This window comes from Micrococcus sp. KRD128 (genome assembly GCF_017168395.1).
Classification (GTDB): domain Bacteria; phylum Actinomycetota; class Actinomycetes; order Actinomycetales; family Micrococcaceae; genus Micrococcus; species Micrococcus luteus.
Window position 1 is genome coordinate 326,993 of sequence record NZ_JABFAX010000015.1, and the last position, 22,980, is coordinate 349,972.

Sequence of the window (22,980 nt, forward strand, 5' to 3'; positions counted from 1 at the left end):
GTCCCGCCCCGACCCGCCCGAGCGCCCGCTGGGTCGGCCTGCTCGTCGGCCTGACCGTGGTGGCCGCCGCCGTCGGCGTGCTGACCAAGCAGTGGTGCCGCGTGAACGGCTGGGCGGCCCCCGGCGTGCACGCGCACATGTGCTATTCGGACTTCGCCCAGCTGTTCCCCACGCGGGGCCTCTCGGACGGCCACTTCCCCTTCTACACGCCGCTGCCGCCCGAGCAGTGGATGGAGTACCCGGCGCTGCTGGCCGTGGTCGCGGGTGTGACCATGTGGCTCGTGCCCGCCTCCGGCGACCTGCACGAGCGCACCGTGACCTACTTCGACGTCAACGCGATCGGCGTGGTGCTCTGCTGGATCGTGCTGGTCGTCGCGACCGCGTACACCGCGCGCGGTCGCTCCCGGGACGCCCTGCTCGTGGCCCTTGCCCCGGGGATCATCCTGACCTCGATGCTCAACTGGGACCTGTGGGCCGTGATGCTGGCCGCCCTGGCCCTGTGGGCGTGGACGGCGGGCCGTCCGACCCTCGCCGGCCTGCTCATCGGACTCGGCACCGCCACGAAGCTGTACCCGCTGTTCTTCTTCGGCGCGATCTTCGTGCTGGCGTTGCGCACGGGCCGCTGGGCCGGGTTCGTGAAGGCGGCCGTGGCCGGGGCGGCGGCCTGGCTCGCGGTGAACCTCCCGTTCATGCTGACGGCGTTCGACCAGTGGTCGCGCTTCTACACGTTCTCGGGGGACCGCGCGGTCTCCTTCTCCTCGACCTGGCTGGCGCTGGCCTGGACAGGATGGTCCGGGGAGACGTTCACGACGCTTCAGAACGGCCTGTTCCTGGTGTGCTGCGCGGGGATCGCCTATCTTGCCCTCGCGGCGCGGCACCGGCCGCGCATGGCCCAGCTGTGCTTCCTGATCGTGGCGTCCTTCATCCTGTGGGGGAAGGTGTACTCGCCGCAGTTCGTGATGTGGCTGATCCCGCTCGTGGTCCTCGCGACGCCGCGGTGGCGCGCGTTCTGGATCTGGCAGGCCGTGGAGGTCTACCACTGGGGCGGGGTGTGGATGGAGTCGGCCCGCATCACCTCGGACGGGGCGTTCGCCGGCGGCGCCTGGTGGATCACCGCCTGGTACGCCTCGGGGATCGTGGCGCACATCGTCGCCCTCGTGTGGCTCATGACCACGGTGGTCAAGGACGTCCTGGACCCCGCCCGTGACCCGGTGCGCCGCACCGCCCTCGACCAGGGCGCCCCCGAGATCGCCCCGGGGGTGGCGGAGGACCCGCACGCCGGCGTCTTCACCGGTGCCCGTGACCGACTGCTCCTGCCCCCGGCCGGACGCGGCCTGCAGCCACTCGGCGGGTCCGCGGACCGCTGACGGCGGGGCGGGTCCGCCGACGCCGCGGGGCGCGGCTCAGCGGTGCTCGAGGTACGTCGTGCAGGTGGGCGAGACCGCGCGGTCCGGGTGGTGCAGGACGACGACGTCGCCCGCGGACCAGACCCGCTCGAAGCCGAGCCGCTCGGCGCGGGCCAGTGCCTGCTCCGGGGTGAGGGGGTCCCAGCCGCCGAGCTCGGGCACCGAGGTGTCCACGATCATCCACGTGGCCAGTTCGTCTCCGATGTCCCCGTGCAGCCCGACGTAGGTGCGGGCCGTCAGGTGCGGCACGGCGTTGTCGGCGGCCTCGACGCACACCCCGTCCGGGATCAGCGCGACCGCGCGGTCGAGGTCGCGGGCGTGCTGCGTCATCGTCATGTCGCCGACGATCGTGCGGTGCAGCGGGTACACCTGCGGGAAGAACGCGGTGCCGACCAGGCCGGCGGCCAGTGCCGTGGAGACGAGGACGGCGGGCAGTCGGCGCAGCGCGTCCCGGCGTCCGGCCAGCCGGTGCGCCGCCTCGAGCGCGGCCATGAGCAGCAGCGGGGCGAGGATCGCGTCGTACTGGTAGACGGGGGCCCACACGTTGAGCCGGTCGTTGAACAGCCGCGAGAGCAGGATCGGCAGGGCCATCAGCGTGAGCGGGCTCAGGACCGGCAGGAACAGCAGCGGGACGAAGTGCAGGAGCCAGAGGGCCACCTTCAACGGGTGGTCGAACAGCACCGCGACGGCGTTCCACGGCTGGGTCAGCAGGAACAGGACCGAACTGCGCATGTCCGGGCCCAGGGCGGTGAACTGCCAGTAGCCGAACGCGCCGGTGGGGGAGTAGTGGGGGATCACCACGGACGTGGCGAACCAGTAGCCGAGCACGCCCAGCACGGCGGTGACCGCGGCCTGCGGCCAGAAGCGACGGATCGCCATCACCAGGGCCACGGCCAGCAGGGTCACGCCCATGTCCTCTCGGACCGTGAGCAGCAGCGCCGCCAGGCCGGTGGCGAGCCACGCCCGCTGCCCGTCCAGGGCCCACACGAGCCAGGCGAGGATCGGCACGCCGAGGGTGACCTCGTGGAAGTCCCAGTTCACCATCGCCTGGAAGGGCCAGGAGAGCAGCAGGGCGGCGACGGCGGCCAGGGCCACCCCGTGTCCCGCGCGACGACGGGCGAACAGGTACACCGGCACGGCGGACGCGGTGAGGGCCAGCGCCATGACCACGCCGAGCATGCGGGGGTCCGGCCACACCCAGTAGAAGGGGGCCAGCAGCGCGAGGATCGGGTGGAAGTGGTCGCCGAGGATGTGGAAGTCCACGCCCTTGACGGAGCTGAGGGGGGCGTTGAACAGCGCGTACTGCCGCACCACCTGGTCGAAGATGCCCAGGTCGTAGCCCTTGGCCTCGTAGGTGGCGTACCGGAGGAAGGAGTGCGTCACGTACAGGACCGCGGCCGCGACGAGCAGGGCGGCCAGCTGGACGCCCTCGCGACGGGTCACACGGACCGCGGGGACGACGGGTCGCGGGGCACGGAGCCAGGAGCGCAGACGGTCCAGGACGGTCTCCTTCGGGCGGGCGTCGGGCGTGCTCGGACGGCTCCGCCCCTGGTCTGGGTGCCCCAGGAGGGATTCGAACCCCCGACCGGCGGATTAGAAGGCCGCTGCTCTGTCCAGCTGAGCTACTGGGGCTGGGCCGTGTCAGTCTAACGGCCCCCGGCTGGGGCGCCGTCGGCTCCTGCACAGTCGCCCGGGGACCTCCACGTGTCCCCAGGTCGGCCCCCGATCCTGCCGGGGTGCCCCGCGGCGGGGTTGTCTGGCGGTGGCGGATCAGCCGATGCGCCGACGACCCGCCCCGGCGCCCACCGGGGCCCAGCCCAGGAGGCACACCATGCAGGACCTCATCACCGTGCGCGGCTTCGTGGCCACGGACCCCGCCACCCGCCACACCGCATCGGGGGCCGCCGTGACCGGCTTCCGCCTGGCCACCACCGAGCGACGCTTCGACCGCGAGGCCGCCGAGTGGGTGGACGCGCACACCAACTGGTACAGCATCTCGGCGTTCGGCCAGCTCGGCTCGAACACCGCCCAGTCCGTGAAGAAGGGCAACCCCGTGATCGTCACCGGTCGACTCCGGGTCCGCGACTGGTCCACGGGCGAGCGCTCCGGCACGTCCGTGGACGTGGTGGCAGACGCCGTCGGGCTGGACCTGGGCTTCGGCTCGGCGGCATTCCAGCGCAGCCAGCGCTCGGGCGCGCCGCGACCCGAGTCGGCCCCGCGCGACGACGACGCATCGGGTGGGCGGGCCGGCGCGGTCGACGACGGGTTCAGCGCGGGCCTGCCGGACGGGTTCCAGGGTGGCGACGCCCCGGCCTCGCCCGGCCCGGACGAGTCGGACGCGGGCGCCCCCGAGCGCGAGCCGGCGGCAGCCGGCGTCGCCTGACCACGGGGCGGCACGGAGCACGGAGGGGGAGCGGGCTCGGTGGTCGCGGGATCGGCACGATGAGTGGAATCCCGCGGCCACCGACTAGCCTGGGCCGCATGGCGGAATTCATCTACACGATGGTCAAGGCCCGCAAGAAGGTGGGCGACAAACTGATCCTGGACGACGTCACCATGTCGTTCTACCCCGGGGCGAAGATCGGCATGGTCGGCCCCAACGGCGCCGGCAAGTCGACGATCCTGAAGATCATGGCCGGGCTGGACGAGCCCTCGAACGGCGAGGCGCGGCTCTCTCCCGGCTACTCGGTGGGCATCCTGATGCAGGAGCCCAAGCTGGACGAGTCCAAGACCGTGCTCGAGAACGTCCAGGAGGGCGTCGGCGAGATCTACGGCAAGATCCAGCGCTACAACCAGATCTCCGAGGAGATGGCGAACCCGGACGCGGACTTCGACGCCCTCATGGAGGAGATGGGCGAGCTGCAGTCCGCCATCGACGCCGCGGACGCGTGGGACATCGACTCCCAGCTCGAGCAGGCGATGGACGCCCTGCGCACGCCCCCGGGGGACGAGCCGGTCACAAACCTCTCCGGCGGCGAGAAGCGCCGCGTCGCGCTGTGCAAGCTGCTGCTGGAGAAGCCCGACCTCCTCCTGCTCGACGAGCCCACCAACCACCTGGATGCCGAGTCCGTGCTGTGGCTCGAGCAGCACCTGGCCTCCTACCCGGGCGCCGTCATCGCCGTCACCCACGACCGGTACTTCCTCGACCACGTCGCGGAGTGGATCGCGGAGGTCGACCGCGGCCGCCTCTACCCGTACGAGGGCAACTACTCCACCTACCTGGAGACCAAGCGCGCCCGCCTCGAGGTGCAGGGCAAGAAGGACGCCAAGCTCGCGAAGCGCCTGGCCGAGGAGCTCGACTGGGTCCGCTCCAACACGAAGGGCCGTCAGGCGAAGTCCAAGGCCCGCCTGGCCCGCTACGAGGAGATGGCGGCCGAGGCCGAGAAGACCCGCAAGCTGGACTTCGAGGAGATCCAGATCCCGCCGGGCCCGCGCCTGGGCACCGTCGTGATCGAGGCCAAGGACCTGAAGAAGGGCTTCGGGGACCGCGTCCTCATCGACGGCCTGTCCTTCTCCCTGCCCCGCAACGGCATCGTCGGCGTGATCGGCCCGAACGGTGTCGGCAAGACCACCCTGTTCAAGACCATCGTCGGCCTCGAGCCCCTGGACGGCGGCGAGCTGAAGATCGGCGAGACCGTGAAGATCTCGTACGTGGACCAGTCCCGCTCCAACATCGACCCCGAGAAGTCGCTGTGGGAGGTCGTCTCGGACGGCTTGGACTACATCAAGGTCGGCAACGTCGAGATGCCCTCGCGCGCCTACGTGTCCGCGTTCGGCTTCAAGGGCCCGGACCAGCAGAAGAAGGCCGGCGTGCTCTCCGGCGGTGAGCGCAACCGCCTGAACCTGGCCCTGACCCTCAAGGAGGGCGGCAACCTGCTGCTCCTCGATGAGCCCACCAACGACCTCGACGTGGAGACCCTGACCTCCCTCGAGAACGCGCTGCTCGAGTTCCCGGGCTGCGCGGTGGTCGTCTCCCACGACCGCTGGTTCCTGGACCGCGTGGCCACCCACATGCTGGCCTACGAGGGCACCGCGGAGGACCCGGCCAACTGGTACTGGTACGAGGGCAACTTCGAGTCCTACGAGGCCAACAAGGTCGGTCGGCTCGGCCCCGAGGCCGCCCGCCCGCACCGCGTGACGCACCGCAAGCTCACGCGCGACTGAGCCGACGCGCCCCCGGGCGCCGCGCCGACGACGGCCCGCCGCGATCACGTGATCGCGACGGGCCGTCGTCGTGCCGGGACGGGTGCACGTCGACCACGACGAACGGTGCGCGCGGCGCGGACGTCGAGCCGCCTCACCCGTGGCAGGGCCCGATCGGCAGCCTCACCCCCCCCGTGGAACTGCCGGGTCAGCGCCGCCAGCTGCGGCGCAGCACCGTCCGCAGGGCCATGCGCTGGGCCGTGCCACGCACCCGCGCCCGACGGGCGGCGGCCCCCTCCGGCAGACGGACCATGCCCTCTTGGGCGACCGAGGCGACGAGCGTCCCGTCCTCGGTGAACACGGTGCCCGTGCCGAGGCCGCGCGCGCCCTGGGCGCTGGGGGAGTCCTGGACGTAGAGCAGCCACTGGTCGACGCGGGCGGGCCGGTGGAACCACATCGCGTGGTCGAGGGACGCCACGGACATGCCGGGCTGGATCCAGGCCACGCCGTGCTGCCGCAGGATCGGCTCGAGAAGCGTGTAGTCCGAGGCGTAGGTGAGCGCCGCCCGGTGCAGCGCGGGGTCGTCCGCCAGGGGCGTGAAGGTCTTCATCCACACCATGTTGCGGTTCTCGGTCTCCGCGGCCGGGTCCACATAGATGGCCGGGGTGACGTGACGGATGTCGAACGGCCGGGCCCACGCCCACTCCTGAGCCACGGGGTGGTTGATGCCGCCCAGCACGTCCGCTGTCGTGGGCAGGTCCTCGGGCCGGGGCACGCCCTCGGGCATGGCCACCTGGTGGTCCAGCGGGCTGCCGGCGGGTTCCTGGAAGGAGCAGGTGAGGGCGAGGATGGCCTTCTCGTTCTGAGAGGCCAGCACCCGGCGGACGGAGAAGGAGCGGCCGTCCCGCAGCGTCTCGACGGTGAACGTGATGGGCTGCAGCGCGTCCCCGGGGCGGATGAAGTAGCCGTGGAGCGAGTGGGCGGGGCGGGCGCCCGGCACCGTGCGGGAGGCGGCCGCCAGCGCCTGGGCGAGCACCTGGCCGCCGAACACCCGGCCGCGCGTCTGCCGGGGAGTCGTGCCCGTGAAGCGGACCTGACCCGTCACCGGGTCCGGCGCGGCCGGCGTCAGCTCCAGGATCCCGCGCAGCACGTCGGTGGGGTCCTTCGGGGCCGAGGCCGGACGGCCCGGTGCGCGACTGGGGCGGGGACGGGGATGGCGTTGCGGCACGAACGGCTCCTTCGACGTGGATGGACCCCGCGACGGCGGGGCGGCCCGGGACGCGGCGGACCTGGGACAATGCTTGCATGACCGAGCACTCCGCCGCCCCCGTCCTCCGCTTCGTCGACGACCGCGCTGTGCGGGACCTCGAGCAGCTGGCCACCCGCGCCCGTCGCGTCGCCGACACGGGCATGCGCCTGCACGTCGTGCCCGAGGCGGGGCGCTCCCGCACCCCGATGCTCGCCCAGTGGGTCTCCGTGCTGCAGCCGGCCGGGCTCGGAGACGGGGTGCCCGTCGTCCTGGGGCTGCGCACCGTCCCCCTGGCGACCGCCGACGGCGTGGCGGACCTGGACGCCGTCGTCGCCCTGGGCTCCGTCACCGAGCGCACCGCCCGGATGCGCGGCCAGGACCCCGTCGACCTGGCGTTCGCCGTGCCGCCGGGCCGCGAGCACGTCACCTGGACCGCGCTGACCCCGCCCCGCGGCGGCTGGACGCCCGCGGCCGAGGTCGCCGACGAGGAGCTGGCCGAGGTGGCCACGCGCGGCGCCGACGCCGTGCGGGACGCCCTGCCCGAGAACCCTGGGGAGGCGCTGGTCCGCAGGGTCCGGGCGCAGATGTGGGGACCCCTGCTCGGGGGCGAGGCGCTGCAGTTCCCAGCCGGCATGGCCTTCGGCGCGCACGCGCTGGGCTTCCTGCGGCCCGGCGGCCGCGCCCGGCTCAGCACGGCGGGACCGTGGACGCGCCTGGACACCCCCGGCGGCTTCGTGCTGGGCCGCCCCGCCATGGCGGTGTGAGCCCGCGCCCCCATGTCGGGGCGCGGACCGCGGGCCGGTCAGGCCGAGTTCTGCAGGGAGTGGGCGGCCCGCTCCAGGTAGTCCCAGAGTTCGGCCTCGTGCAGCGGTGACAGCTCCAGCGTGTCGACGGCGGCGCGCATGTGCCGCAGCCACGCGTCGCGTGCGGCCGGATCGATCCGGTACGGGGCGTGGCGCATGCGCAGGCGGGGGTGGCCGCGCTCCTCGGAGTACGTCCGCGGTCCGCCCCAGTACTGCTCCAGGAACATGAGCAGCCGGCGCTGGGCGCCCTCGAAGTCGTCCTGCGGATACATCGGGGCGAGGATCTCGTCCTCGCGCACGCGGGCGTAGAACTCGGCGGTCAGCCGGTCGAACGTCGGGCGGCCGCCGACGGCCTCGTAGAAGCTGGTGGCCTGACCGGGCGCGGCCGGGGCTGCCGGGGTCGCGCCGGCGGGGCCCGCCGCGGCGTCGCGGGCGCGCACCTGGTCCACCGGGGCGGGGGTGCCCTCCTGCGTCACCGGCTCGACCTCGGTGGGCCGCTCCGCCAGGCCCGTCACCCGGGACGGGCCCTTGGCGACGCGCGGCCGCAGCACCGCCAGGGGGGCGCCCAGGCGCGCGGAGTGGTCCGGGAGCGTCGTCGTCCCGGTGGTCGAGGCCTCGGGGCGGACCGGCTCGACGGCGACCGGGGCCGAGAGCGAGTTCGCGATGAAGCACAGCCGGTGCGCCTCGGCGTGGAGGGCCTCGGCCCGCTCCCGGTCGGCCTCGTCCTGCAGCGTGACCTCGGGCCGCAGCGTGATCGCGGTGAACCGCCCGGCGCCGTCGCTGTCCACCTCGAGCTCGCCCTCGACCCCGCACGTCATCCCCGTGACCACGACCCCGGAGGTCGCCGCGACGTGCAGGTAGGAGAGCACGTGGCACTCGGCGAGCGCGCCGAGCAGGAGGGTCTCCGGGTTCCACTTCGAGTCGTCGCCGCGGAAGGGGCGGGCGGCCGAGGCCTGGATCTCGCCGACGGAGGCGTCCTGGATCACCACGGAGCGGTCGTAGTCGCGGACGCCGGAGGTGCCCGAGCCGCGGTCGCCCGTCCACTCGGTGCGCAGGGAGAAGGTGTGCTTCATGGGTTCCAGCCTAGCCAGCCCGCGCCTCGACAGCGGCCGGGGCGATGCTGGAGGGCATCTTCCGTGGAATGCCCACCAGCACCGCCCCGCAGGCGCCGGCAGAGGCGTTGGCCGCGGCTGCCGCCGCCGCCCGGCTCAGGCCCCGGCGTGGACCTGATGCACGTGCGCCGTCGCGTGCCCGCGCGCGGCCAGGGCGCGGACCGTCTCGTCCCGGCCCTCGGCGAGGACACGGGACAGCCCCGCGCGGGTGCCGGCCAGCCGCTCGGACAGGGCGGTGGCGCGGTCGGCGATCTCCGGGGTGACCTGGGCGGTCGGGTAGCCCAGCGTCGCGGCGGTCTCGGCCATCTCGTGAGAACGGGAGTCCCACATCGCCTCGACGCCCTCGAAGTAGGCGTCTGCGAAGGGCGCGATCAGCGCGGCGTCGTGGACCCGGGCGAACCCGATCAGGGCCTGGCGCTGCTCCGTGTTGGACAGCTCGCCGGCCATCACCCGGTCCCAGACCGCGCGCTTGGCCTCGGCCGTCGGCACGGCGGCCCGGGCCTGGATCGCGGCGAGCGCGCCCGTGGCGGTCGCGTCGGAGCGCTCGGCCTCGGCGATCTCGGCCTCCCCGGCGCGGCCGGCCGCCACCAGCGCGGTGAGCAGCTCCCAGCGCAGGTCCGTGGTGAGGTCCAGCCCGGGCACGGTGCGGGTGCCGTCCACGAGGGCGGCCAGGCGGTCCAGCTGCGCCGTGGTGCGCGCGTGCAGGGCGAACGCCTTGACGAACTGCAGCTGGTTGTCCGAGCCGTCCTCGGCCTCCGTGATGAGGCCCCACAGCCGGTCGGCCGCCGCGACCCGCACGGCCTCGGCCTGGTCCTCGGGCAGGTACAGGCCGATCGCCGTCGCGAGCTGGCGCAGCAGCGTCTGCACCACGGACGAGTCCCGCTCGTGGCCGACGTTGGCCAGGACGAGGTCGACGAACCAGGCGGCGGAGGCCTCGCCGTCGCGCACGGTGTCCCAGGCCGCCCCCCACAGCAGCGTGCGCGCCAGCGAGCCGTCCACATCCTTCAGACGGGTGGACGCGGCCTCCCACGAGGCGTCGTCGAGGCGCAGCTTGGCGTAGGCCAGGTCGTCGTCGTTGGGCAGGATCACGGCGGGACGACGGCGGCCGGCGGCCTCGGCGACCTCGGTCACCTCACCGGCCACGTCGAGCTCGAAGCGCTCGGTGCGGGTCAGGCGGCCGGTGGCCCCGTCCACGTCGTAGAAGCCCACGGCCAGGCGGTGGGGGCGGAGCACGTCGTCGCCGGGCGCCGACGGCGAGCCGTCCGGGGCGCTCTGGCGCAGGCGCAGCGCGGTGATGGTGCCGGCCTCATCCGTCTCCACCTCGGTGCGCAGCGTGTTCACGCCCGAGGTCTCGAGCCACACGCGGGTCCACTCGGACAGGTCACGGCCGGACGCGGCCTCGAGCTCGGACATGAGGTCCGGCAGCTCGGTGTTGCCCCACGCGTGCTGGGCGATGTACGCGCGGACGCCGGCCATGAAGTTCTCCTGGCCAACCCAGGCCACGAGCTGGCGGAGCACGGAGGCGCCCTTGGCGTAGGTGATGCCGTCGAAGTTGACGAGCACGTCGTCGAGGTCGCGGATCCGGGCCTTGATGGGGTGCGTGGAGGAGAGCTGGTCCTGGCGGTAGGCCCAGTTCTTCTCCATGGAGGAGAAGGTGGTCCAGGCGCCGGTGTACTGCGTGTTCTCGGCGGCGGCGAGCGTGGACATGAACTCGGCGAAGGACTCGTTGAGCCACAGGTCGTTCCACCAGCGCATCGTCACCAGGTCGCCGAACCACATGTGGGCGAGCTCGTGGAGGATCGTGATGGCGCGGCGCTCGATCAGCGCCTCCGGCACGGTCCCGCGGAAGACGTACGACTCGAGGAAGGTCACACAGCCGGCGTTCTCCATCGCGCCGGCGTTGAACTCGGGCACGAACAGCTGGTCGTACTTCTCGAACGGGTAGGCGTGGCCGTACTGGGCCTCGAAGAACTCGAAGCCCTGGCGGGTGAGCTCGAAGACGTTCTCCGCGTCCAGGTGCTCCACCAGCGACGCGCGGCAGTAGACGCCGAGGGGGATCGTGCGGCCGTCGGCGCTGGTCAGCTCCGAGTGCACGGAGGCGTACGGGCCGGCGACGAGCGCGGTGATGTAGGAGGAGATGCGCGGGGTGGGGGTGAACTCCCAGACTGCGGTGTCCACGCCCTGCGGGTTGTCCTCGTTCGCCACGACGCCGAGGGTGCGGCGGGAGTCCTCCGGCTGGTTGGACACCACGGCCCAGTGTGCCGGCGCGGTCACCGTGAACCGGAACGCGGCCTTGAGGTCGGGCTGCTCGAACACCGCGAACATGCGGCGGGAATCGGGCACCTCGAACTGGGTGTAGAGGTAGACCTCCTGGTCCACGGGGTCCACGAACCGGTGCAGGCCCTCGCCGGTGTTGCTGTAGTCCCCGAGACCGTCGACCACGAGGGTGTTCTGCGCCGCCAGCGGGCCGATCCGCAGTCGGGCGCCGTCGAAGTCCGCCACGTCCAGCGCCTCGCCGTTGAGGGTCACCGCGGGAGCCTGCCCGGCCACGTAGTCGATCCACGTGTGGGTGCCCACCGCGTCCTCCGCGGCCGCGAACGTGACGGTGGTGGTCGTGCGGAAGTGCTCCGCTCCACGGGTGAGGTCCAGGCTCACCTCGTATGCGTCCACGGTGAGGGCGGCCGCCCGCGCGGCGGCCTCTTCGCGGGTGATGTTCATGGCGGCGGCGGTGGTCACGGTCGGACTCCTCCTGGGGTCGGGCGGATGCGGCACGGCCGGGCGCCTGTGATGGGGGCCACGGCACGGTGCTCCCCAGTGTGCCACCTGGCCCGGGCGTCGTGAGCGGCGCGCCTCGGGGCGGGCCGGTCGACCTGCTCAGCCCCCGATCTCGGCCAGTCGGGTCGCCGCCGCACGCAGCACCTCAGCCACCTCGGGCACGCGTCCGGGTGGCATCCGCTGCTCGGCCGCCGAGGCCGTGAGGGACACCTGGGGGATGCTTCCCGTCCGCGCCGGGACGCCACAGGCGACTCCGGCCACCCCGGGCACGACCGGCACACCCCCGCACCACCCCTGCTCGTCCATCTGACGCAGCAGGGTGTCCAGCAGGTCGTGCAGGGCCCCGTCATCCGTCAGGTTCCAGCGGCGGGGAGGCCGGGCGACGACCGCGTCCACCTCCGCTCGTCGGCGCTCCGGCGGCAGGGAGGCCAGGAGTGCGATGCCGGCGTACCCGGCGGCAAGCCGTTTGACCTCGCCGACCTCCACGGTGAAGACGCGCACGGGGGAGTCGCCGTCGCATCGCAGGAGGTAGGCCACTCCGCCCGCAGCCCGTGCCGCCAGGTAGACCGTGTCCCCCAGCTCGTCCGCGGCGGCCTGGACCACGGCCCGGCTGGCCTCGCGTTCGATCAGGCACCGCGGCGTCACCGGTTCGAATCCGACCGGGCCCCACCGATCACCGAGTGCATAGGCGGCCCCGCGCCGGGTCACGGCGCCCTCCTCCGCCAGGTCGGCAAGCAGTCGATGGGCGGTGGGCTGGGGCAGGCCCGTCCGCTGGACGAGCTGGCTCAGCCGCAGGCCGGCGGGTCCGACCTCGTGCAGCAGGCGCATCACGAGGGCGGCGCGGGGCAGGACGCCGGTGGGTGGGGTCATAGGGGTCACCGGTCCATCGTGCCGCAGCTCCGGCATCGGAGCTAGTTCCATCTGATGGACTAAATGACTGACGCGCCTGCTTGCATTGTGAGAAATACACGCGCCATGATGGGGAATGTAGGGCGCGTCACATCGCGGGCGTCGAGCCCATAGTCCGCATATCGGTTTCCAGGAGGAGCCCCATGCCACTGACCGCATCGACCGTCACGCGCACCGTCAGCGTGGACGGTGCTTCCGTCACCTGCCACGACTCGGTGACACCCGGGGAGCTCGACCGGCCTCTTGTGCTGGTCCACGGCACGGGCGGGACGACCGCCTCGCACTTCGGCCACCTGTTCCCGATGATGGCCACGCGGACGCGCGTCATCGCCGTCGACTGGGCGCCGACGGCCGACCCCGCCGCAGACCTGACCGTCGACCTGCTGGTCGGCCAGGTGCGGGCTGCCGTCGATGAGCTCCTCGGCCCCGACGCCGCCTTCGACCTGCTGGGCTACTCACTCGGCGCCGTCGTGGCCGGGCAGCTGGCCGCGGACCTCGGTCGCCGCGTGGAGAACCTCGTGCTCGTGGCCGGCTGGGCGACGACGGATGTCCACCAGCGCCTGCGCAACGAGGTCTGGCGGCACCTGTACGCCACGAGCCCTGATGCCCTGGCCCGTTACACGGCCTTCTGCGGCCTGTCCCCGCTGGCCCTGCGCTCCCTGACCCCGGCCATGCTCGACGGAGCACTCGCCTCCCTGACCGCGGACGAGTTCACCGCCCGGCAGATGGACCTGAACGCCCGCGTAGACGTCGCCGACCGTCTCTCCGCCGTCACCGCGCGGACACTGATCGTCTCCTGTGCCGAGGACGTCATGGTCCCGCCCCATCACCAGTACGAGCTGCTCGGCATCATCGACGACGCGCGGCTGACGACCATGACGAGCGGCCATGCCTTCTTCCTCGAGCGCCCGGCCGAACTCATGCAGATCGTCGACCTGCACCTGCGCGAGCCCGACCGCCACCCGGCCGGCGCGATCATCCCCGAGACCCACGCCTGAGAGAGGGGCCAGCCATGACCACCACCACCACGACCACCACCACCGACGTGCGCCCCGCACCGCGCGACGAGTCCGCCGAGATCCTCATCATCGGCTCCGGATTCGCCGGCCTCGGCATGGGCGCCCAGCTGCGGCGTCACGGCCGCGAGGACTTCCTCATCCTGGACCGCGCCCAGCAGGTCGGCGGGACCTGGAGGGACAACACCTACCCGGGCGCCGCATGCGATGTCCCGAGCCACCTCTACAGCTTCTCCTTCGCGCCGAACCCGCAGTGGTCGGGCTTCTACACGCCGGGCCCGGAGATCCAGGACTACCTCGTGCGCTTCTCCGAGGACGAGGGCCTCACCCCGCACCTGCGTCTCGGGGCGGACATGCTCGAAGCGCACTGGGACCCCGAGACGGAGCGGTGGATGGTGCGGACCCCGCGCGGGACCTACACGGGACGCTGGCTCATCATGGGCACCGGGCACCTTGCCGACCCCCGCCTGCCGGACGTCCCGGGTCTCGACGCCTTCGAGGGCGAGGTCATCCATTCCGCCCGCTGGGACCACACGGTGGACCTGAAGGGCAAGCGTGTCGCCGTCGTCGGCACCGGCGCCTCCGCGATCCAGGTCATCCCCGAGCTGGCGACGACGGCGGCCGAGCTCGTCGTCTTCCAGCGGACCCCCGCGTGGGTCACCCCGCGCGTGGTCAAGCCGTATTCCGCGGCCGTGCGCCGCATGTTCGAGCGCGCTCCGCACACCATGCAGCGCGAGCGCGACGACATCTTCTGGTTCGCCGAGTCGAGCTATGCCCAGCGCCGCGGTGTGCCGGCCGCACTGGACCAGGTCCGGGCCCAGGCCCTCGGGCACCTGGCCGCCGCGGTCTCTGACCCCGAGCTCCGCGAGCGCCTCACGCCGCGGTACCTGCCGGGCTGCAAGCGTGTGCTCGTCTCCAACGACTACTACCCGGCCATGGCCCGGGACAACGTCACCCTGGAGGACAGCGCGCTGGACCGCGTCGAGGGGAGCCGGCTGTTCGGCGTGAGCGGTCACGGGTACGAGGTCGACGTCGTCGTCCTCTGCACCGGCTTCGAGGCGGCCCAGCCGCCGTTCGCCGACCGCGTCCACGACGGCGAGGGCCGTTCCCTGGCCGATCACTGGAGCAGCGGCATGGCGGCGTTCGACTCCACGGCCGTGGCGGGATTCCCGAACCTGTTCGCCATCAACGGGCCGAACACCTCGCTGGGGCACAACTCGATCGTCTACATCATCGAGTCGCAGATCGCGTACATTTTGGAGGCCCTGGACCGGGCGGAACACGAGGGAATCCGGACGATGGTCCCCGAGACACTCGCCCAGGAGGAGTACGTGGACCGTCTCCAGGAGCGGGCCGCCACCTTGGTGTGGCTCGTGGACGGCGGCTGCCACTCCTGGTACGTCGACCCCCGCTCGGGCAAGTTGACGCTGATCTGGCCCGACTACGCCTACGACTTCCGCGCCCGCAACGGCCACTTCACCGGGGAGGGCTTCCTCTCCTCGGCGAGCGGGGAGCCCGAGCCCATGCCGGTGCGCGAGCCCGAGCGATCGGTTGCGCTGATCTGAGCCGGCCCGCCCCGGGGCAGGGGGTCGGGTGGGGCCGTCAGTAGACTGACCCCACCCGACCGTCGTCCTTCTGGAGGAGTCTGCGCATGCGCGTCCACATCGCCACCGACCACGCCGGCATGGAGCTGTCCGCCCACCTGGTGGAGCACCTCACCGCCGCCGGTTACGAGATGGTGGACCACGGACCCACCGAGTACGACGCGCAGGACGACTACCCGGGCTTCTGCATCAACGCCGCCCGCGCCGTCGTCGCCGACCGCGAGCAGGGGCTGGACTCGCTGGGCATCGTGCTGGGCGGCTCCGGCAACGGCGAGCAGATCGCCGCCAACAAGGTGGCCGGCGTCCGCGCCGCCCTGGCCTGGAACCTGGACACGGCGCGGCTGGCCCGCCAGCACAACGACGCGAACGTCGTGGCCGTCGGCGGCCGGCAGCACTCGCTCGAGGAGGCCACCGAGCTGATCGAGGCGTTCCTGGCCGAGCCGTTCTCCGGGGACGAGCGTCACGTGCGCCGCATCGGGAAGATCGCGCACTACGAGACCACCGGAGAGGTGCTGATGTGAGTGCCTGAGGGCCACTCCGTCCACCGTCTCGCGCGCCAGTTCACCGACGTCTTCGGCGGCCGCCGGATCCGCGCCACGAGTCCGCAGGGCCGCTTCGCCGAGGGGGCCGCCCTGCTCGACGGCCAGGTCCTCGAGCGCGCCCGGGCCCACGGCAAGCACTTCTTCGCCGACGTCTCCGGCGGCCGCGTGCTCCACGTCCACCTGGGCATGTACGGGGCGTGGACCTTCGGCGGGGACCAGGACTTCGTGGCCGCGTCCTCGATCGGCGCACCCCGCCGGGTCGGCGAGCGCGAGGTCCACGACGACGGCGCCCCGGCCGCCGAGCCCGCCCGCGACGCCGACGGCTGGGTCCAGCCCCCGCCGGCGGCCTCCACGGTCCGGCTGCGACTGCGCTCCGAGCACGGCTGGGCCGACCTGATCGGCGCGAGCCGGTGCCGCGCACTCACCCCGGCCGAGGCTGCCGAGGTCGTCGCCGGTCTCGGCCCGGATCCGCTCAACGACGACGATCCCGCGCCGTTCTATGCCGCCGCCCGGCGGACACGGCGGCCGATCGGCGTCGTGCTGATGGACCAGGCGGCCGTCAGCGGGATCGGCAACATCTTCCGGGCCGAGGCGCTGTTCCGCGCCGGCATCGACCCGTGGCGGCCGGCTCGGGAGGTCTCCGCATCGGACCTGGCATTCCTCTGGGCGGACAACGCCGCGCTCATGCGGGAGGGCGTGCGGCTGGGCCGGATCGTCACCACGCGGCCTGAGCACCGGCCGGGGATCCCTGCCGAAGCGGCCTGGCCCGAGCACGCGAACTACGTGTACCAGCGGCAGGGCCTCGCCTGCCTCGTGTGCGGGCGCGAGACGATCGTGGTGGAGGAGATGGCGGCCCGGAAGCTCTACCGGTGCCTCACCTGTCAGAGCTGAGGGGTCCGTAGTAGGCCCGACCGGGCACAGCGGTCAAGGAACCGGCGCGGACAACGACGCACCCGAAAAAGCCATGAGCCGGGCCATCGTGCGCACACGACGGCCCGGCTCATGAGGTCCGGAGGGGATGACGGGAATCGAACCCGCGTAGCCAGTTTGGAAGACTGGGGCTCTACCATTGAGCTACATCCCCGCGGGGCCGCGCTCGGCGCGGACCAGCGGCTGACACCGTATCACGGCGGGCCCGCGTCGGCCGTGGGGGAAGAGGCATGATGCACGGCTTTCGTCCCGCCCTCCGCAGAACCGCCGCCGCCCTCGCCGGCCGTCGTCCCCTGTCCCTGCGCGGCAGCACCGTCCTCGTGACGGGCGGCGCGTCCGGCATCGGTCGACTGATCGCCCTGGGGGCCGCCCGCCGCGGCGCGGACCGCGTCGTCGTCTGGGACCTCGACCTGCAGGGGGCTGAGGCCGTCGACGCCGAGATCCGGTCTCAGGGCGCCGACGCCCGGGCCGAGCGCGTGGACGTGACGGACGCGGCCGCCGTCGAGGCCGCCGCCGCCCGCGCCGGAAAGGTGGACGTCGCCGTGAACAACGCGGGCGTCGTGACGGGCGCGCGCCTCGAGGACGCCACGGAGGAGGGCATCCGCCGCACCTTCGAGGTGAACGCGCTCGCGCCGTACTGGCTGACCCGGGCGGTCCTGCCCGGAATGCGGGCCCGGGACCGCGGGGCCGTGGTCACGGTGGCCTCGGCCGCGGGATTGGTCGGCGTCGCACGCCAGACGGACTATTCCGCCACCAAGCACGCCGCGGTCGGCTTCGCCGAGTCCCTCGCCGCGGAGCTGCGCAAGGACGGCAGCCGCGTCACCTCGCTGGCCGTCTGCCCCTTCTACATCGACACCGGGATGTTCGCGGGCGTGCGCAGCCGGGTGCCCTGGCTGCTGCCCGTGCTGGATCCGCACCACGTGGCGCAGGAGGTGCTGGACGCCGTCGAGGCCGGCCGCACGCGCCTGCTGCTGCCGCGCGCCGTCGGCCTGATCGCACCCCTGCGCGCCCTGCCGGCGCCCGTCTTCGACCGCGCGATGGACGTCCTCGGGGTCAACGCCACGATGGACGGCTTCACGGGCCGGCGGTCGCGGCTTTTCGCGGGGCGTGAGACGGCGCGCTAGGATTCCACAGTCTGCCCTCGGGCAGTCCCTCGGGTGCCCGGCGAGCCTCCACCGCGTGAGCCCGCCGGCGTCGGGGACGACGGCGGGGTGTAGCTCAGCTTGGTAGAGCGCGCGCTTTGGGAGCGTGAGGCCGCAGGTTCAAATCCTGTCACCCCGACTCGACGTCAAGACCATCCACCACCACCAACAGGAGTCATCCGTGGTCAAGTCCACCGCAGAGAACCTCAGCCCGACCCGCGTCAAGCTGACCGTCGAGGTGCCGTTCGAGGAGGTGAAGCCCGCCCTGGACAAGGCGTTCAAGGACATCGCCAACCAGGTGCAGATCCCGGGCTTCCGCCAGGGCAAGATCCCGGCGCGTCTGATCGAGCAGCGCTTCGGCCGCGAGATCGTCGTGGACCAGGCCGTCAACGAGGGCCTGAACACCTGGTTCTCCGCCGCCATCGCCGAGGCCGAGCTCACCCCGATCTCCCGCCCCGAGGTCGACGTGACCGCCACCCCGGACGCAGAGAACGCCGAGGGCCCGGTGGCCTTCACCGCCGAGTTCGACGTGCGCCCGACCATCGAGCTGCCCGACTACAAGGGCCTCAAGGTGACGGTGGAGCCCGCCCAGGCCACCGAGGAGGACGAGCAGAAGGCCCTCGACGCCCTGCGCTCGCGCTTCGGCTCCCTCAAGGACGTGGACCGCCCGGCCGCCCAGGACGACTTCGTCACGATGAACCTGACCGCCACGGTCGACGGTGAGCAGGTCGACCAGGCCGAGGGCCTGTCCTACCAGGTGGGCGCCGGCACCATGCTCGAGGGCATCGACGAGGCCCTCGACGGCCTGTCCGCCGGCGAGGACGCCACCTTCGAGACCACGCTCAACGGCGGCGAGCACGACGGCGAGACCGCCGTGGTCAAGCTGGAGCTGACGGCCGTCAAGGAGCGCGAGCTGCCCGAGGCCGACGACGAGTTCGCCCAGCTGGCCTCCGAGTTCGACACCATCGCCGAGCTCAAGGAGGACCTGAAGAAGCAGGCCGCCGAGGAGGCCGTGAACCGCCAGGGCGTCGAGGCCCGCGACAAGGTCCTCGAGGAGCTGGCCAAGCTCGTCGAGGTCCCGGTGCCGGACGGCGTCATCGCCGAGCAGGTCGAGCAGCACTTCTCCGCCGGCGGCCACACCGCGGGCGACGACCACGACACCGCCGAGCACCGTGCCGAGCTCGAGCAGAACACCCGCGAGGCGTTCGCCAACGAGGTCATCCTGGACGAGGTCGCCGAGGCCGAGGAGGTCACGGTCGACCAGGGCGAGCTGATCGAGTACATCATCGCCACCTCCTCCGAGTACGGCATGGACCCGAACCAGTTCGCCATGATGCTCGACCAGGGCGGTCAGATCCCGATGATCATGGGCGAGGTCCGCCGCCGCAAGGCCCTGGCCAAGGTCCTCGAGTACGCCGAGGTCACCGACACCGACGGCAAGGCCGTGGACCTCACGGCGTTCGTGACCCCGGGCGGCCAGGAGGCCCTCGACGCTGAGGCCGAGGCGACCGAGGCCGACGACGCCGAGGCGGCCGAGCAGGCCTGACATCGGCCGGTGGGGGCGCACCCCCGCCGAGCCACGACGACGGCGCCCCCGCCCACGCCGGCGGGGGCGTCGTCGTCGTCCCGGGGCCACAGTGGGCGGCCCCGGGCAGGGCCCGCGACAACCTGCGCCAACAGCGAAACGCCGACGGCGTCCCGCGCGCCGGCCCGGACGCCCGGCTAGTGTCGGACTCGATCAGGGACCCGTCCGTCCGCGCGAGCGGCCGCCGTTCGGGAGGCCCGTGGACATCTCGACAGGAAGGCGGAAGTGATGACCGACATCACCCCCAGCATGCGTTCGGTGGACCCGGCGCAGCGCGAGGATTTCCTCTACACCCAGCTGCTGAAGTCGCGCATCGTCTGGCTGGGCGAGGACGTCCGTGACGACAACGCCAACGCGATCTGCTCCCAGCTGCTCCTGCTCTCGGCCGAGGACCCGGAGAAGGACATCTACCTGTACATCAACTCCCCGGGCGGCTCCGTCACCGCGGGCATGGCGATCTACGACACCATGCAGTACATCCCCAACGACGTCGTGACGGTGGCCACCGGCCTCGCCGCGTCCATGGGCCAGTTCCTGCTCGCCTCCGGCGCCAAGGGCAAGCGCTACGCCACCCCCCACGCCCGCGTGCTGATGCACCAGCCCTCCGGCGGCATCGGCGGCACCGAGTCGGACATCCGCATCCAGGCCCAGCTGATCCTGCACATGAAGCAGGTGATGGCGGAGCTGACCGCCGAGCAGACCGGCCAGTCCGTGGAGACCATCCTCGAGGACAACGCGCGTGACAAGTGGTTCACCGCGCAGGAGGCCCTCGAGTACGGCTTCATCGACCACATCGCCGACCGTGCCGCGTCCGTGACCGGCGGCGGCGGCGTCCGGGGCTGAGCCCGGCCCGGACCGTCCCGACCCTCTCCAGGAGACCAAGAATGACCCAGTTCCCCGCCGGGCTCCCCACCGGGATGCCCTCCCTGCCCACGCCGGACGCGCGCTACATCCTCCCGCAGTTCGAGGAGCGCACCCCCTACGGCTTCAAGCGCCAGGACCCCTACGCCAAGCTCTTCGAGGACCGCATCGTCTTCCTCGGCGCGCAGGTGGACGACGCGTCGGCCGACGACGTGATGGCCCAGCTGCTCGTGCTCGAGGCGATGGACTCCGAGCGTGACATCACCCTGTACATCAACTCGCCGGGCGGCTCGTTCACGGCCATGACGGCGATCTACGACACCATGCAGTTCATCCGCCCCGAGGTGCAGACCGTGTGCCTGGGCCAGGCCGCCTCCGCCGCGGCCGTGCTGCTGGCCGCGGGCGCCCCCGGCAAGCGCCTGGCGCTGCCCAACGCGCGCGTGCTGATCCACCAGCCGGCGATGCAGGGCGACCGCGGCACCGCCACCGACCTGGAGATCCACGCCCAGGAGATCAACCGGATGCGCGTGTGGATGGAGGAGACGCTGGCCTCCCTCACCAACCGCACGCCCGAGGAGGTCTCGCAGGACATCGACCGGGACAAGTTCCTCTCGGCCGAGCAGGCCCTCGAGTACGGCCTCGTGGACGAGGTCCTCGCCTCCCGCAAGATCACCCGCCCGTCCGCCTGACCGACGGCGCCCGTCGAGGGGCCCGGCCGCACGCCGCGCGGCCGGGCCCCTCGACGCCGACCGGGGACCCGGTCCCTTAACGTGTCCGTCCACGGTCGTATGCTGGACGGAATCTGACAGCGACGCCGCCCGCGCGGGCGGACGTCTCCGCCCGGCCCTCGAGGAGTACCACCATGGCGCGTATCGGAGAGAGCGCTGACCTGCTGAAATGCTCGTTCTGCGGGAAGAGCCAGAAGCAGGTGCGCAAGCTCATCGCCGGCCCGGGTGTCTACATCTGCGACGAGTGCATCGAGCTGTGCAACGAGATCATCGAGGAGGAGCTCGGCGAGGCGACGGAGGCGGACGAGACCGTCCTGCCCACCCCGCAGGAGATCTTCGACCACCTCGAGAGCTTCGTGATCGGCCAGGAGGCGGCCAAGCGTTCCCTCGCCGTCGCCGTGTACAACCACTACAAGCGCGTGCGCGGGCCGCAGGCGCGGAGCGGTGACCTGGCCGACCGCCTCACCGAGCGGGACGACCTGGCGGACGTCGAGGTCGGCAAGTCGAACATCCTCATGGTCGGCCCCACCGGCTCCGGCAAGACGTATCTCGCGCAGACCCTCGCCCGGCGGCTCAACGTCCCGTTCGCGGTCGCGGACGCCACCAGCCTCACCGAGGCCGGCTATGTGGGCGAGGACGTGGAGAACATCCTCCTCAAGCTCATCCAGGCCGCGGACTACGACGTGAAGAAGGCCGAACAGGGCATCATCTACATCGACGAGATCGACAAGATCTCGCGGAAGTCCGAGAACCCCTCCATCACCCGTGACGTCTCCGGCGAGGGCGTGCAGCAGGCCCTGCTGAAGATCCTCGAGGGCACGGTGGCGTCGGTGCCGCCGCAGGGCGGGCGCAAGCACCCCCACCAGGAGTTCCTGCAGATCGACACGTCCAACGTGCTGTTCATCGTGGCGGGCGCGTTCGCGGGCCTGGACGAGATCATCGGTTCCCGCGCCGGCCGCAAGGGCATCGGGTTCGGCGCGCCCCTGAACCACCTGGGCGCGGGGGACGTCACCTACGCGGACGTGCGGCCGGAGGACCTGCTGAAGTTCGGCCTCATCCCCGAGTTCATCGGCCGCCTGCCCGTGATCACCACCGTCGAGGACCTCACGCACGAACAGCTCGTGCGGGTGCTGACCGAACCGAAGAACGCCCTGCTCAAGCAGTACCAGAAGATGTTCCTCATGGACGGCGTGGAGCTCGAGTTCGAGCAGGACGCCCTGGACGCCGTCGTCGCCCAGGCCGAGGCCCGCGGCACCGGCGCCCGCGGCCTGCGCTCCATCATGGAGAACGTCCTCAAACCCGTGATGTTCGAGCTGCCCTCCCGTTCGGACGTGGGCACGGTCGTCATCTCCGGCGAGGCGGTGCGTGGCGAGGCCGAGCCCGTGCTGATCCCCGCCGAGGTCGAGCGCCGCCGCCGCGGCCGCAGCGCCTGACGGGCCGCCCGCCGGGAATGCCCGGGCCGCCAGCCCGGTTGGCCCAGGCATGAGCGAGAACACCCAGCCCGTCGTCGACTTCTACTTCGACCCCACCTGCCCCTTCGCCTGGATCACCTCCCGGTGGATCCTGGAGGTGGAGAAGGTCCGGGACATCCAGGTGAAGTTCCACCAGATGTCCCTGTACATGCTCAACGAGGGCCGTGACCTGCCCGAGGACTACCGCCGCTCCACCGACCGCGGCCTGATCCCCGGCCGCGGCACCCAGCACGTGGGCGCCGAGCACCCCGAGCGCCTGGCCGAGTGGTACACCGCCCTGGGCACCCGCATCCACAACGAGGGCCAGAAGGACTACGAGGCGGCCCTCACCGGCGCCGCCGTGGACCTCGGCCTGGACCCGGCCCCCATCCTCGCGGCCACCGAGACGGACGCCGAGGACGAGCGCCTGCGCGAGAAGCAGCGGGCCGCCGAGGAGCTCGTGGGCAACGACGTCGGCACGCCCGTCGTGGCGTTCAACGGCACCGCCTTCTTCGGTCCCGTGATGACCCGCATCCCGCGCGGGGAGGAGGCGGGCCGCATCTTCGACGGTGCCGTCGCCCTGGCCGACTTCCCGTACTTCTACGAGATCAAGCGGGCCCGCACCACGGATCCGCAGTTCGACTGAGACCCCGGCTCGCACGACGCCGACCCCACACCTTCAGCGCGAAGGTGTGGGGTCGGCGTCGTCGGGGTGAGGGCCGGC

At 72.3% G+C, this 22,980-nt stretch carries 19 protein-coding genes, 3 tRNA genes and 1 pseudogene; 15 read left to right on the top strand and 8 right to left on the bottom strand.

What is annotated here, in order from left to right; translation table 11 throughout:
- The coding region (locus J1M44_RS07735; RefSeq protein WP_206480825.1) for a glycosyltransferase family 87 protein at positions 1-1,367 on the top strand (1,367 nt) is incomplete at its 5' end.
- Between the two features lie 36 nt (positions 1,368-1,403).
- Here J1M44_RS07735 and J1M44_RS07740 read toward each other — a convergent pair.
- Both J1M44_RS07740 and J1M44_RS07745 read right to left on the bottom strand, forming a co-directional pair.
- Positions 1,404-2,849, bottom strand: coding sequence for a DUF2079 domain-containing protein (locus J1M44_RS07740; RefSeq protein WP_144824354.1), 1,446 nt, complete (start codon positions 2,847-2,849; stop codon positions 1,404-1,406).
- 115 nt (positions 2,850-2,964) lie between these two features.
- Positions 2,965-3,038, bottom strand: a tRNA-Arg gene (locus J1M44_RS07745).
- Positions 3,039-3,237: 199 nt separating this feature from the next.
- On the opposite strand from J1M44_RS07745, the gene J1M44_RS07750 reads away from it, so the two are divergent.
- On the top strand, positions 3,238-3,789 hold the full coding sequence (locus tag J1M44_RS07750) for a single-stranded DNA-binding protein (protein ID WP_002857119.1): 552 nt from the start codon (positions 3,238-3,240) through the stop codon (positions 3,787-3,789).
- 98 nt (positions 3,790-3,887) lie between these two features.
- Positions 3,888-5,570, top strand: a complete 1,683-nt coding sequence (gene ettA / locus J1M44_RS07755) for an energy-dependent translational throttle protein EttA (protein ID WP_002857118.1) — start codon at positions 3,888-3,890, stop codon at positions 5,568-5,570.
- A gap of 187 nt (positions 5,571-5,757) precedes the next feature.
- Here the strand turns inward: ettA and J1M44_RS07760 are convergent, their stop codons facing one another.
- A complete protein-coding gene (locus tag J1M44_RS07760; protein WP_049159266.1) occupies positions 5,758-6,777 on the bottom strand; it encodes an acyl-CoA thioesterase domain-containing protein in 1,020 nt (339 codons plus the stop codon).
- Positions 6,778-6,854: 77 nt separating this feature from the next.
- On the opposite strand from J1M44_RS07760, the gene J1M44_RS07765 reads away from it, so the two are divergent.
- A complete protein-coding gene (locus J1M44_RS07765; RefSeq protein WP_206480826.1) occupies positions 6,855-7,562 on the top strand; it encodes a hypothetical protein in 708 nt (235 codons plus the stop codon).
- A gap of 38 nt (positions 7,563-7,600) precedes the next feature.
- Here the strand turns inward: J1M44_RS07765 and J1M44_RS07770 are convergent, their stop codons facing one another.
- From J1M44_RS07770 to J1M44_RS07785, 4 genes and pseudogenes are all read right to left on the bottom strand, one after another.
- On the bottom strand, positions 7,601-7,924 hold the full coding sequence (locus tag J1M44_RS07770) for a globin domain-containing protein (protein WP_043055203.1): 324 nt from the start codon (positions 7,922-7,924) through the stop codon (positions 7,601-7,603).
- A gap of 318 nt (positions 7,925-8,242) precedes the next feature.
- Positions 8,243-8,674 (bottom strand): annotated as a pseudogene (locus J1M44_RS07775) (OsmC family protein); the annotation flags it as partial.
- A gap of 135 nt (positions 8,675-8,809) precedes the next feature.
- The gene (gene pepN / locus J1M44_RS07780) at positions 8,810-11,431 is read right to left on the bottom strand and encodes an aminopeptidase N (RefSeq protein WP_241252935.1); all 2,622 of its coding nucleotides are present in this window, start codon (positions 11,429-11,431) and stop codon (positions 8,810-8,812) included.
- Between the two features lie 156 nt (positions 11,432-11,587).
- Positions 11,588-12,358 carry an IclR family transcriptional regulator gene (locus tag J1M44_RS07785; RefSeq protein ID WP_036334612.1) on the bottom strand — a complete coding sequence of 257 codons (771 nt, stop codon included), beginning with the start codon at positions 12,356-12,358 and terminating at the stop codon, positions 11,588-11,590.
- A gap of 182 nt (positions 12,359-12,540) precedes the next feature.
- Between J1M44_RS07785 and J1M44_RS07790 the strand changes: the two genes are divergently transcribed.
- From J1M44_RS07790 to J1M44_RS07805, 4 genes are all read left to right on the top strand, one after another.
- Positions 12,541-13,395 (top strand): alpha/beta fold hydrolase, encoded by an 855-nt coding sequence (locus J1M44_RS07790; protein WP_002856002.1) that lies wholly within the window; start codon positions 12,541-12,543, stop codon positions 13,393-13,395.
- Between the two features lie 14 nt (positions 13,396-13,409).
- Positions 13,410-14,978, top strand: a complete 1,569-nt coding sequence (locus J1M44_RS07795; RefSeq protein WP_206480828.1) for a flavin-containing monooxygenase — start codon at positions 13,410-13,412, stop codon at positions 14,976-14,978.
- 86 nt (positions 14,979-15,064) lie between these two features.
- Positions 15,065-15,538 carry a ribose-5-phosphate isomerase gene (locus J1M44_RS07800; RefSeq protein ID WP_002855998.1) on the top strand — a complete coding sequence of 158 codons (474 nt, stop codon included), beginning with the start codon at positions 15,065-15,067 and terminating at the stop codon, positions 15,536-15,538.
- Positions 15,539-16,450 carry an Fpg/Nei family DNA glycosylase gene (locus J1M44_RS07805; protein ID WP_002855996.1) on the top strand — a complete coding sequence of 304 codons (912 nt, stop codon included), beginning with the start codon at positions 15,539-15,541 and terminating at the stop codon, positions 16,448-16,450.
- A gap of 122 nt (positions 16,451-16,572) precedes the next feature.
- Here J1M44_RS07805 and J1M44_RS07810 read toward each other — a convergent pair.
- Positions 16,573-16,643: transfer RNA gene (locus J1M44_RS07810), tRNA-Gly, on the bottom strand.
- A 76-nt stretch (positions 16,644-16,719) separates the two neighbouring features.
- On the opposite strand from J1M44_RS07810, the gene J1M44_RS07815 reads away from it, so the two are divergent.
- From J1M44_RS07815 to J1M44_RS07845, 7 genes are all read left to right on the top strand, one after another.
- A complete protein-coding gene (locus tag J1M44_RS07815) occupies positions 16,720-17,613 on the top strand; it encodes an SDR family oxidoreductase (RefSeq protein ID WP_206480829.1) in 894 nt (297 codons plus the stop codon).
- An 83-nt stretch (positions 17,614-17,696) separates the two neighbouring features.
- A tRNA-Pro gene (locus tag J1M44_RS07820) sits at positions 17,697-17,770 on the top strand.
- 42 nt (positions 17,771-17,812) lie between these two features.
- Positions 17,813-19,177 (top strand): trigger factor, encoded by a 1,365-nt coding sequence (gene tig / locus J1M44_RS07825; protein ID WP_206395809.1) that lies wholly within the window; start codon positions 17,813-17,815, stop codon positions 19,175-19,177.
- A 267-nt stretch (positions 19,178-19,444) separates the two neighbouring features.
- Positions 19,445-20,059: a ClpP family protease gene (locus tag J1M44_RS07830; protein WP_155137731.1), complete on the top strand. Its 615-nt coding sequence runs from the start codon at positions 19,445-19,447 to the stop codon at positions 20,057-20,059.
- Positions 20,060-20,100: 41 nt separating this feature from the next.
- Positions 20,101-20,766, top strand: a complete 666-nt coding sequence (locus tag J1M44_RS07835) for an ATP-dependent Clp protease proteolytic subunit (protein WP_002855988.1) — start codon at positions 20,101-20,103, stop codon at positions 20,764-20,766.
- 173 nt (positions 20,767-20,939) lie between these two features.
- Positions 20,940-22,238 (top strand): ATP-dependent Clp protease ATP-binding subunit ClpX, encoded by a 1,299-nt coding sequence (gene clpX / locus J1M44_RS07840; protein ID WP_206480830.1) that lies wholly within the window; start codon positions 20,940-20,942, stop codon positions 22,236-22,238.
- Between the two features lie 49 nt (positions 22,239-22,287).
- Positions 22,288-22,902 carry a mycothiol-dependent nitroreductase Rv2466c family protein gene (locus J1M44_RS07845; RefSeq protein WP_206480831.1) on the top strand — a complete coding sequence of 205 codons (615 nt, stop codon included), beginning with the start codon at positions 22,288-22,290 and terminating at the stop codon, positions 22,900-22,902.
- The last annotated feature ends 78 nt before the right edge of the window (positions 22,903-22,980 follow it).